Annotated in this window: 9 protein-coding genes; 6 read left to right on the top strand and 3 right to left on the bottom strand. The window is 39.7% G+C overall.

Annotated features, from left to right (window positions below):
- Window positions 1-120 precede the first annotated feature (120 nt).
- Window positions 121-1929, bottom strand: a complete 1809-nt coding sequence (gene tfpB / locus KCG35_RS06345; protein ID WP_215818837.1) for a type IV pilus assembly ATPase TfpB — start codon at window positions 1927-1929, stop codon at window positions 121-123.
- Window positions 1930-1931: 2 nt separating this feature from the next.
- Entirely contained in the window at window positions 1932-2570 is a 639-nt protein-coding gene (locus KCG35_RS06340; RefSeq protein WP_215818836.1) for a CYTH domain-containing protein, read from the bottom strand.
- A 239-nt stretch (window positions 2571-2809) separates the two neighbouring features.
- On the opposite strand from KCG35_RS06340, the gene KCG35_RS06335 reads away from it, so the two are divergent.
- From KCG35_RS06335 to KCG35_RS06310, 6 genes are all read left to right on the top strand, one after another.
- Window positions 2810-3490, top strand: a complete 681-nt coding sequence (locus KCG35_RS06335; RefSeq protein WP_215818835.1) for a TIGR00153 family protein — start codon at window positions 2810-2812, stop codon at window positions 3488-3490.
- A gap of 28 nt (window positions 3491-3518) precedes the next feature.
- On the top strand, window positions 3519-4790 hold the full coding sequence (locus KCG35_RS06330; protein ID WP_215818834.1) for an inorganic phosphate transporter: 1272 nt from the start codon (window positions 3519-3521) through the stop codon (window positions 4788-4790).
- Between the two features lie 111 nt (window positions 4791-4901).
- Window positions 4902-6083 carry an acetylornithine deacetylase gene (gene argE / locus KCG35_RS06325; RefSeq protein WP_215818833.1) on the top strand — a complete coding sequence of 394 codons (1182 nt, stop codon included), beginning with the start codon at window positions 4902-4904 and terminating at the stop codon, window positions 6081-6083.
- Between the two features lie 145 nt (window positions 6084-6228).
- Window positions 6229-7542, top strand: a complete 1314-nt coding sequence (argA, locus tag KCG35_RS06320) for an amino-acid N-acetyltransferase (RefSeq protein WP_215818832.1) — start codon at window positions 6229-6231, stop codon at window positions 7540-7542.
- Window positions 7543-8255: 713 nt separating this feature from the next.
- A complete protein-coding gene (locus KCG35_RS06315) occupies window positions 8256-9788 on the top strand; it encodes a hypothetical protein (RefSeq protein WP_215818831.1) in 1533 nt (510 codons plus the stop codon).
- A gap of 139 nt (window positions 9789-9927) precedes the next feature.
- Entirely contained in the window at window positions 9928-10749 is an 822-nt protein-coding gene (locus tag KCG35_RS06310; protein WP_215818830.1) for a LysM peptidoglycan-binding domain-containing protein, read from the top strand.
- A 17-nt stretch (window positions 10750-10766) separates the two neighbouring features.
- Here the strand turns inward: KCG35_RS06310 and KCG35_RS06305 are convergent, their stop codons facing one another.
- Window positions 10767-12062, bottom strand: coding sequence for a hypothetical protein (locus KCG35_RS06305; protein ID WP_215818829.1), 1296 nt, complete (start codon window positions 12060-12062; stop codon window positions 10767-10769).
- Between the last annotated feature and the right edge of the window lie 575 nt (window positions 12063-12637).

Raw genomic sequence — 12637 nt, 5'->3', positions numbered from 1 at the left:
AATAGTAATTAATGAAAATGTTGCGATGAATTTATCACAGTTATAACTTGGCACATTATTCACAACATGTGGTATTTACATTTAATATCAGCATCAATACATAAAAGATAAAGAAATGCCTTAATGATTCTCGGAGCTGGGAGTAACGCGTAATACCTCTTCAATCGTCGTCAATCCTGCTGCAATTTTCTGTGCCCCACTCACTCTTAAACTGTGCATTCCTTCTTTATAGGCAAGTTTACGCATTGAGTTAAGGTCTGCTTCACCACCAATCTGATTTTTGACCCTGTTAGTTAAGCGCAAAATCTCATAGACACCTACACGCCCTCTGTAACCAGTTTCTCTACATTCTAGGCACCCTACTGGCTGGCAAACATGACCAGGTACAGTCGCAGACCATGGACGGGTCAACTCACGCCATGCCGACTCATCAACTTGAGTCGGCTGCTTACAGGCAGGGCATAACGTCCGAACCAAACGTTGAGCCATGACTCCTATCACTGTCGCTTTAATCATATAGGGAGGAACACCAAGCTCCATAAGCCGGGTGATGGCAGAAGGGGCATCATTAGTATGCAGCGTTGACAACACTAAGTGACCCGTCAATGCAGCCTGCATGGCCATTTCAGCCGTTTCAAGGTCACGAATCTCACCAATCATGATGATATCAGGGTCTTGCCGTAAGAGTGCACGCACGCCACTGGCAAAACTAAGATCGATATTATGCTGCACCTGCATCTGGTTAAACGCTGGCTCTATCATTTCGATAGGGTCTTCAATGGTACACACATTCACCTGGGGGGTAGCCAGCTCTTTTAATGAAGAGTAGAGCGTTGTTGTCTTACCTGATCCCGTTGGTCCTGTCACTAAAACGATGCCATTTGGTTGCGTAATCATTTCCTGCCAACGATCACCGTCTTCCCGGGCAAGCCCCAGCTCTGCAAATGTTTTAAGCAATACATCAGGGTCAAAAATACGCATGACCAACTTTTCACCAAATGCGGTGGGCAATGTGGATAAACGGAGTTCTACCTCATTACCTTCAGGACTTTTGGTTTTAAGTCGCCCATCTTGTGGTTTACGCTTTTCAGCAACGTCCATCCGCCCTAATATTTTTAACCGACTGGTGACTGCAGCACAGACTTGAGCAGGCAGTTCATAAACCTGATGTAAAACACCATCAATTCGAAAGCGTAAAATACCTTTTTCACGTCGTGGCTCAATGTGAATATCACTGGCGCGCTGCTCAAAAGCATACTGCAATAGCCAATCAACAATATTAACAATGTGCTGATCATTGGCATCAGGCGCCTGTAGATTACCTAGTTCAAGCATTTGCTCAAAATTATTGAGCATGCTTGTGGAACCAGAACCAGTGGCCCTAGAAACAGATTGCGCTATTTTATAAAACTCAACACAATAACGGCGAATGTCGGCAGGATTACTGACTACTCGCTTGATATCTTTGCGCAGTACATGCCGTAAATTATCTTCCCAGCTAAAAACATAAGGTTCAGCACTGGCAATGACCACCACATCATTATTAACTTCTACAGCCAAAATCTGGTGACGTTCAGCATAGGCATGGGACATGAGTTTTGTTACTGACTGAACATCAATTTTTAATGGATCAATATGGTAGTAGGGTTGATGTGCCTTTTTAGCCAGCCACTCAGAAAGGTTATCTATATCCAATATCTGAGTCTCATGAGACTCATCTTTAAGCTTTTGCGTTGCCAAATACTCTAGCGGATGCATTTTAGATTGCAGGGCGTTACGACGTTTTGATAGCAACGACTCTGCTGTTGCCTCTGTTAATAGTCCATCACTGACGAGTGACTCCACTATCCCCCGCAAATCTAAAACCTGATCAGGCCGTTGTGCACCAGCCCGTGCTTGTATTACTGCCACTTGTGCATCCTTCTTCATTGCTATTCATTCACTTCACAACTGTTACCTATGTTTAATAATAGATAACCTCGCTCAGCTTTACTTAAATCACACGGCTCTAATTGGATAAATTTCATTATTTCGTGTGCTAACCCTTTTAAGTCATCAACTGAGCCCTGCTTTAACTCAAGTTCGACTTCACTTATTGGCTGCTGAGCACCACCTGCCAATATTGCCCCAATGTCTAAGGCAATCTCGATAACAGCCCCATTAACCAAAGTAACGTGCCAGCTCTCACGCTCAAAATTTGTACTCAGTGTTACCTGTAAGTCTGCGGGATTAATATTTCGTAATGCTTCTGGCCATACTTCTGTCGTTAAGTAAGTAAAATCCAACTCAGATGATGATAAAGGCCACTCCCACTCACCACGCACAGACAAGCCATCTACACTGCTCCCCCGTGTTTTCAACGTCTGTAACCAACACCCGTCCCCTTTTAATCGTGTTCGTAAAGCAACACATTGCTTATGAAGCTGCTGGTCAGCTGTATCATAATAATGATTAATGAGCTGTTGCTTCCCCTCATACTTACTTGCTTTATTGCTGAGCAATGAGAGCTGACGAAAATGCGCTACATACTCTTCATTTATAGCCAGCTTTAATTCTGTTTCTGCCCCCATTTCTTTCTCCTGATAAGCAATTAGTGTTAACACTCTAGTGATATTAAACTTGTCTGACGTCTATTAATAAAAAACTCTGAACAGCGTGCCTAGCATAATGAATAATGCTACTAAGGCATTGAGAACACTAGACTTTCTAATAAAGTACTAAAGATTGTTTATTTTTTCTTACATTAGGGGTGGTTTCATTTTCACCAAGCACTTATACTTGCGCCAAATTCTCACAGGAAAAAGCTGTCATGCCTGCGAACAACCTACTATTAAGTATGTTTGGACGCTCGCCGATAGGGCCGATCCAAAAGCACATCTCTAAAGCTCATGAGTGTGCAACATTATTAGTACCATTTATAGAAGCCGTCCTGGATGATAACTGGGATGAAGCTGCGAAAATACAGGCTGAAATAGCTCAGCTTGAAGGCGATGCTGATCTTCTGAAGAAAAAGATCCGCCTCTCTTTGCCAAAGAGCTTATTTCTTCCCGTACCTCGTACTGACTTACTGGACATTATTACTGTTCAGGATAAAGTCGCCAATCGAGCGAAGGATATTGCAGGCCTCATGTTAGGTCGAAAAATGCAAGTACCTGCCGAACTTCATGCTCCTTTCCTTAAGTATGTTCAACGTTCTGTTGATACGTCTGCACAAGCATTAAAAGCAATGAGTGAGCTAGATGAGCTGGTCGAGACAGGCTTTGCTGGTCGAGAAGTAGGCATTGTTGAAAAGATGATTGAGGAACTGGATGCCATCGAAAGTGACACGGATGAGTTACAAATCTCTATTCGCGCCACCCTGTTTGAACAGGAAAAGAATTTACCTCCCGTGGATGTCATGTTCCTCTACAAAATTATTGATTGGATAGGGGACTTGGCAGATCGAGCATCTCGAGTTGGTAGTCACTTACAACTATTACTTGCCCGGTAAAAAAATCTCAGTAATTCGGTAACTGACTATGAGCATTATTGCTGAATATGGCCCGCTATTATTGGGCATGGCCTGTCTTTTTGGTTTTTTCATGGCTTGGGGCGTTGGCGCAAACGATGTCGCGAACGCAATGGGGACATCAGTTGGCTCAAGAGCCCTGACAGTAAAACAAGCAATTTTTATTGCTATGTTTTTTGAATTTGCTGGTGCTTATTTAGCTGGGGGATCTGTTACTGCAACAATTCGTAAAGGTATTGTTGATCCCAGCCTGCCTATTTTGGCAGAACAACCTGAGCTGCTTGTCTATGGAATGCTTTCTGCCCTCCTCGCTGCAGGATGCTGGCTGCTAGTCGCATCATTAAAAGGCTGGCCTGTTAGTACAACACACTCCATCATTGGTGCCATTGTTGGCTTCGCCGCTGTAGGTATATCCGTTGATGTTGTTAATTGGGGGAAAGTTGGCACTATTGCGGCAAGCTGGGTAGTTTCTCCTCTTTTATCAGGAACCATCGCATTTGGACTTTTCACAAGTGTTCAAAAACTTATTTTAAATCGAGAAAAACCCTTTGAGTGTGCACAGAAATTTGTCCCTATGTACATGTTTTTCACAGGGTTCATGATTGCAATGGTGACGTTGGTTAAGGGCTTAAAGCATATTGGTCTTGACCTTTCATATGGTCAAAGCTTCCTAATTGCACTCCTTTTTGGCTTAGCAGTAATGGCTTTAGGTAAAGTTATCTTAAGTCGTATCAAACCTGACCCAAAAGCTGATAAAGATTTTCATTTTACCAGCGTCGAAAAATTGTTTGCGATACTCATGATTTTCACAGCATGCTCTATGGCATTTGCCCATGGCTCAAATGATGTCGCTAATGCTGTCGGTCCATTAGCCGCTATTTATAGTGTTATTAGTTCATCAGGCCAAATTCTTGCCAAAGCAAGCATGCCTTGGTGGATACTCTTACTGGGTGGAATGGGTATTATTGCTGGACTTGCTACCTATGGTTATAAGGTAATGCAAACCATTGGTAAAAAAATCACTGAGCTTACACCAAGCCGTGGTTTTGCTGCAGAATTAGCCGCAGCTACAACTGTTGTACTTGCTTCTGGCACAGGGCTTCCTGTTTCAACCACACATACTTTAGTAGGAGCTGTACTGGGTGTTGGTCTTGCCCGAGGTATCGGCGCACTTAACCTTCGCGTCATAGGCAGTATCATCATGTCCTGGGTTATCACTCTTCCAGCGGGTGCATGTCTTGCCATTATTTTCTTCTACATACTGAAAGCCTTATTTACTTAAATCCAAACAAGTCTTTCAAGTATAAGCTTAAAGAACCAGCTAACTTTCTAAGTGGCTGGTTTTCTTTTAAGGTGTGCATTAATCATCATAAAAAAAATCTTGGAAACCATTATGAGCACACCCATCCTTCCCCCTCTTTCTGAAATGTTGGCTAATCTTATAGCCTCCAACTCTATCAGTAGTGCTAACCCCCAACTGGATCAAACAAATCAACCTGTCATTACTCAGTTAGCCACTTGGTTTGAAACGCTAGGGTTTCAGGTTGACCTAATGCCCGTTCATACGACTCATAATAAAAAACTAAACCTGATCGCCCGTTATGGTGAAGGAACTAGCGGATTAGTACTAGCAGGCCACACTGATACAGTACCCTGTGATGAACACCTATGGCAAAGCAACCCATTTCAGCTTACCGAGCGTGATGATGCCTACTTCGGCTTGGGCATTTGTGATATGAAAGGTTTTTTCCCGCTCATCATTGAAGCAGTAAAACCTTTGTTAGCACAAAAATTTCAAAGTCCGCTTGTCATCGTTGCTACAGCGGATGAAGAGACCTCAATGGATGGAGCTCGCGCCTTAGTTGATGCACAAAAAAAACTAGGCAGATTTGCCCTTATTGGTGAACCGACCAACATGAAACCTATTAATATGCATAAAGGGATCATGATGGAACGAGTCTCAATACATGGCTCATCAGGACACTCCAGTGATCCCAGTCTTGGTAACAATGCTTTAGATGCCATGTATTATGTTTTGGGTGATCTCATGCAGTTTCGCCAGCAACTTGCTAGCCAGTTTAATAACCCGCTTTTTACCGTTCCTACACCCACCATGAATCTAGGCTGTATCCATGGTGGTGATAACCCAAACCGTATATGTGGTAGTTGCGAGTTAGCCTTTGACCTAAGGCCATTACCTGGCATGAAAACAGAAGACCTCCGAGACAGTATACGCAAAAGACTTGCCCTAATTGCAGAGCAAAGATCAATCGATATCGAGCTCAATCCTCTATTTCCCAGTGTTGAAGCATTTGAAACGCCAGCACAAAGTCAATTTGTACAATATTGCCAACAACTCACTCAACAGCAAGCAGAAAGCGTGGCATTTGCGACTGAAGCTCCCTTTTTACGATCCTTAGGTATGGATACTGTGGTACTTGGTCCTGGAGATATCGCTAGAGCACATCAACCCGATGAGTGTTTGCCATTATCACGTATTAACCCATTTATAAAAATATTGCAGCAACTAATCCATCACTACTGCATTGCATCACCAGGTTTAAAAGCTACCTAACCATTTAATGGGGCATAATTGCCCACTTATTTTTTATCTAAATAGAATACAAAAAGATAATGGTAACTAGCCGCTAATACGTGGTTAGGTATAATAATTCAGTTAAATGTAGATCACACATAACCGTATTGATGAGCCTGTTAGCATGGTAGATTTTTCTTCACCTGAGTATATTCACTTTTTCCGCCACTCTTCGCCTTACATTAATGCTCACCGAGGAAAAACCTTTGTGCTGATGTTAAGTGGAGAAGCTGTTCAAGATAACAATTTTGCCAATACCATCCATGATATTGCCTTACTTAACAGTTTAGGTGTACGTCTTGTATTAGTGATTGGTGCCAGACCACAAATTGATGAACGACTTGCGAATACTGAAATAACATGTGCTTACTACAAAAATATACGTGTTACAGATAAGGATGTTTTGGAAATTGTAAAAGATGCAGTGGGTAACATTCGCACCAAAACAGAAGCGATGTTATCTATGGGTTTAGCAAACTCCCCTATGCATAACGCTCGCATTCGAGTCATCAGTGGTAACTTTGTTACTGCTAAACCACTTGGTGTTTTTGATGGCGTTGACTTCCAGCACACAGGAGAAGTCAGACGGGTTGATAATGAGGTCATTCATCAACAATTAGATCAGGGGTATGTCGTTCTACTGAACTGTCTGGGCTCTTCGCCTACGGGAGAAGTATTTAATTTAGCCGCAGAAGATGTCGCAACCCAAACAGCTATTGCATTAAAAGCTGAAAAACTTATCGTCTTTGGTAAGGCACAAGGCATTTATAATCGTTCAGGACAGCTTTTAAAAGCAATGACACCCGCCAAAGCAAGAGAAGTCATTCAAGATCAAGAAAATGAAGAAGCGCTTAGACTCATGCAATCGGCTTTAGCTGCTTGTGCTGTCAATGTAAAACGCAGTCATATTATTAGTCATAGTATTGATGGTGCATTATTACAGGAACTCTTTACACGAGATGGTTCTGGTACACTTATTACACATACAGGGTACGAAGAAGTAAGACAAGCTTCAATAGAAGACATTGGTGGTGTATTAGAGTTAATCCAGCCTTTAGAAGAACAGGGCATATTGGTTCGTCGCTCAAGAAAGCAGCTAGAACGAGAAATTAATCAGTTTATGCTAATAGAACGCGACGGAATGACAATAGGCTGCGCATCCATTCACCCCTTCACTGATGATAGTGCCGAGTTGGCTTGCTTCGCAATTCATTCTGACTACCGAGGCCATTCACACGGTGATCAACTACTTACCTTCTGTGAAGAATATGCTAATAGTCATGGCATCCGAAATTTATTTGTACTGACCACTCGAACCGCACACTGGTTTCTTGAAAGAGGTTTCCAGACAGCTAAAGTAACAGACCTTCCAGAGAAAAAGCAGGCACTCTATAATTTTCAGAGAAATTCGAAAGTATTCGTCAAAAAGTTAAAATAAAAATTGATATACATGAGCAAACATAATTCATCACCTGAAACAATAACATTTAACCTTCAAATATAATAAAGGAAAAGCCCCTGTCAAAAGGCAAGCACCACGGAAGGTGTATCTAACTAACACGGCGAAATGTCCATTTACTACTTATAAAGATTAAACACAGTTAATATGTACTTTTTTCCAAAAAAAATTTCCTTTTTTATATTGTTTTTTGGCATACTTTTTGAGTTGGTTTTTTTCTCTAAAAACTCTTTATTATGAAAATCTAATCTCTAACGCTGCATCCTTAGCAGTAATAAGCTTTAACTGATTCCATCCAAGTAGATATTTTTTAACCAATAAGTAACTATACAGAAGATGACTTCAATCAATTTTGTTTGAAAAAAAGACTAGCCATCCATTTACACTTTGTGACATAATTCACACTACATTAATACATCACTTGTCTCTGGCATAGGTGTATTTGTCAGGAATGGTTTGTTTATCTCCAATGTAACCGACAGTATGAGTATTTTTTTATAAAAATATTCTAGACGGGCTTTTGAAAATTAATACAACAGGTAACACCTCAAAACAATAATTTCAAAAATTCATTGAAGAATAAAATTGTTGAGCCTCTAAATATTTAAAGCAAAAAAGCTCAACTTAAAAGCAAGCCATATCAAGTGGAAATGGGCTAAACAATCTTTTGTTACTCATATAAGGAAGTAGAAATGAAACTAACTCAACCTCTTTTTCCTGTGTCTTTACTCGCACTTGCTATTGCAACGCAAGCCGGCGCATCAGTAAGTGTTGATGAACAAAAAGCAGTGAGCGAGTACTTAAACCGCTTTTATCAGAGTACTCAAGAGGTCATGAATGAAGTTCCTGCTAAATATAATCTTAAAGGTGAAAAAATAGAGCCAACTACAATTTTCACTAAGGAACAAATCGAGTCTAATGACTTTGTTTTAGAAAAAGATTTATTTAGAACAGACATCATTCGTAAACCATCTAGTGACAAAAAAAGTCGTAAAAAACGTTCTCCAATCCAATACAATGATAACCCTGCTCGACTAGTAGATAATGGTAATCAACTCATCAAAAATATTCACACGATTGATGCCAAAAATTTACGTTCTGCTAAGTTAAATGAGCAACCCTGGTCTGATACTTACTGGCCTCTATATAAAGGTGCATTAGGTGATCGTTACGGCGATTCAGGCTTAGGTTATCAAAATAACTGGTATGATTACTGGACTTACGCCAACCAAACAAATCCTCCACAAAACTATGTAAATAATGGCAATATTGATGCTTTATCACCCTCTGAAAAATATGATCTGTTGGTAGGTGATAGCAATTACACATTAACAAGCTCAATGTGGAAAATGGGTAAAGGCTATTTTGACAGTAATGGTAGTGTTGAGCGCTGGATGGGTTTATGTCATGGTTGGGCTCCAGCAGCTTATATGTTACCTCGTCCAAAAAACACAGTTACCGTAAAATCACCTGATGGTGTAGACATTAAATTCTACCCCTCTGATATTAAAGCATTAGGCACATTATTATGGGCAGAAGCATCGCCCAGAACACGTTTTATTGGTGGCCGCTGTAATACAAAAAATCCAAAACAAGACGAAAATGGTCGTGTAATTGATCAACAATGTTTTGACAATAACCCAGGTAGCTGGCACCAATCAGTTGTAAACCAAATTGGTGTTAGCAAACGCAGCTTTGTACTTGATGCCACTTATGACTATCAAGTATGGAATCAACCTGTTTATCAATACTCCTACACTTACTTTAACCCTGAATCAGGTAAAGCATTTGATAGTGCTAAAGATGCCATGATTAAACTGGCTGACTTCAGCCGTGATAAGTTTAAAAAATACCGTGGCAATGCTACTTATGTAGTGGGTGTACAAATGAGTATGTCTTATATGGTCGAAACTAGCCCAACACATCGTAGTACAGATACACCTCGTTATGATGGTAAAACAACTGTACGTTATACTTATGACTTAGAATTAGACGGTCAAGGTAATATCGTCGGTGGTGAATGGTACAATAACCGTCATCCTGACTTTCTGTGGACACCAGGACCTGACAGTCGTGCAGTATCCATGTATAACCCAGGTGGCAATTGGCAAAAAGGTCAACCTATTCCATCTAACTGGAAAGGCTATGCTACCTATGTATCTCGCTATGACCAACCACTAACAAGCATTGTTGAGCAACTGTTTAACTGGTCAGCCGGTCAGTAAAACCCTGTAGATTAACCTCTACAAAAAGGTATGGAGTTACTCCATACCTTTTCAACGTTTTAAACCATCTATCCTTAAACCAACTGCAAAACATTTAGTCTGCTACCCTTAATAATATTGGCAGTTGCTGGGTAGTAAGATGACAGTTAAATACCTAATCAAACGCGGCGATACATTAACCTCAATTGCCAAAAAATATCGTTTATCATTAAGAGAACTCATTGCAGCAAACCCTCATCTTGCTGAAAATCCCGATTTAATTTATGCCGGCGACACACTAATAGTTCCAGATATTGACATAAACCAAATACCTTCAACTGAAAAAAAAACACCATCCAAAAATGTTACTTCTCCCCCCAAAATAAACATTGCAAAGCCAACAATTAAAACTTCATCAATTAGTCATTCTGACTGTTATCAACGTGCAGCAAATCAACTTGATGTCGATCATGCTGTGGTTAAAGCCGTGGCAGCCGTTGAAAGCTGTGGCAAAGCATTTATTGCTAAAAATAAACCCGCAATATTATTTGAAGCACACATATTTAGCCGATTAACACAGCATCAATTTGATGAAGGTTATCCACATATATCATCTCGAAAATGGAACCCAAAACTCTACAAAGGTGGTTTAAAAGAATATCAACGGCTCGAGGAAGCCAAATTACTCAATAAAAAAGAAGCTTTAAAATCAGCCTCTTGGGGAAAGTTTCAAATAATGGGTTTTAACTACCAGCTCGCAGGTTTTGAAACAGCGGAGGCATTTGTTGAAGCGATGTGTAACAGTGAAGAAGCCCAGCTGATGGCATTTGTAACATTTATTAAAGCGCATAACATGATGCTTCAAGCACTACGGAATCATGACTGGGCTAAATTTGCCAAGTGCTATAATGGTCCTGCCTATGCTAAAAATCGGTATGACACCAAACTTGCAGAGGCATATCAACAGGCATTAAACACTTGACATATTTACGTTATCGATCAGTAAGCGCGATAGTCTTGCGTTACAACCTCAATATATTTAATTTTTTTAAACGAATAGTGAAAAGAGGCATACTGTGATCCTGCATAACTTTTAAGAACGACTCGATTATTTTTAACGTCCATAACGGTTCCCGCTACCTTTTTATTATTTGTTAAGTATAAGTAGGCATTCCGACCGATATAGTTTTTAACATCTTCCACTTTATCAAGTCTCTTTTTTACTTCTTTTTCTATTTCATATCCCTCTGCTTCTATTTCAGAGGTTGATAATATTGATGGCCTAGAGCCTGATTGACCATCTTCTCCAGTAGTACCTTTTTTGCTTGAAGTAGTATAGCTTGAAGACCTTACAAAAAGTGGCTGAATGTATTCATTGTTTACCGAAACAAGTACATCTTTAAAAACTAGAATTTCTAGACCTTGCATAAAGTCTAACGAACGCAAGTCTGCACCATCATCAATATCAATATCAAAGCTCACTACACCGGAGTTTCTCATAAAATCAGAAAAACGCTTGTTAAAAGGCTCAGAAAGCTTAAGCTGAAATTCGTCAAAGTAATGATCAAATGAGGCAATCACATGCTCAATACATTCAGCTTCCTTTAACTTATGCGTGTCTTGGCAATACTTTAACCAGCGCTTATTAAAAGAGTCGTCTCTATAGGTAAACCGCACACTTTGCAGCTCAGGCTCAACAAACATAAACTGCTGGGGTGTCAAATTTGGTAAATTCGCTAATTTAGTAGCGAATTCAAAACTGAAAAAATTACGCGTAGATGCTTTAGCATTAAACTTTAATGCTTGGTTGATTTGCTCATAGGTATAACTGGCACTAATATCCAGGGTCATGATGTTATAACCCATTTTACGCAGTGCTTTATTATCAATATTTAACACCTTATCACTAACATCAGCCTGGCTTGGGAAGAAGTCTTCAATAAGTTCTTCATTCAGAGGTAGCGAAATTCCCTGTAATGCCAGTGTTAATGACTCAGGTATTTTTTTTGAATTTGCTAAATCAAGATTCAGAAAATCCCAAATGGAAGGTAGTTTTAGGAGTGCTTTTTCTATTGTATAAGTTTGTTTTTCCTTATAAGGATAAAGCTTAATATCATTAATTGCTATTTCACCATCAATTGTTGTAGATACATCATTATACTGGACTTGAACATAAGGTGATAAGACACTAACAAACTTATCTACATTTTTCTTGACCGTGTACTCTACATAAAACTTAGCCCCTACGATAACCGCAATAACTATACCGATTAAGAGACCAATTTTTTTACCCATCGTTAAGTATTCCCCAAATAAAACCCAGTATTTACACATGCTCAAAGAACATATGTTACAGATACTTATTTATCCACCTAGAAAAGCATGTTTGTAATGAATAACTCGCTTTAAAATGAACTATCAGACTTTTCCTGCCTCATCCAGAATCTGTAACCTAAGCTTTATATAAACAGCTATGCTTATGCTATACCTAAAGCATTGGCAAAAAGCAGCAATAATACAAACCTTTTCATATAAAAAGCATCAATTGTTTGTTTTTACACTATCTTATATGACGCTAGTACAGAACACCTTGGGTTATAGCAATCCAGCTTTTACTGATATGGTTTTGTGTCATTTTTCAGCAATAAAAACGCTAAAATCAGATCTTAGCAAGATACTGTATCGTGTTAAAGCAGCAACAGTCGTTTAATTTTCAGCCTTCTCGCTCATATCTTCATTAACGCTTTAGTATTTTCCACGTACCTAAATACAAAGTTGTACACACTCAACTCACTTTTATTAAAGCAAAGGATCGTTAAAGAGCAATATTCAGAGATTGGCTGCTTTTTCTCTGCCCAACTGTGCATAAC

The sequence above is a fragment of the Zooshikella harenae genome, assembly GCF_018837975.1.
Lineage (GTDB): Bacteria > Pseudomonadota > Gammaproteobacteria > Pseudomonadales > Zooshikellaceae > Zooshikella > Zooshikella harenae.
Note: the sequence above shows the minus strand (reverse complement) of the source record. Positions and strands in the feature narration are given on the sequence as shown.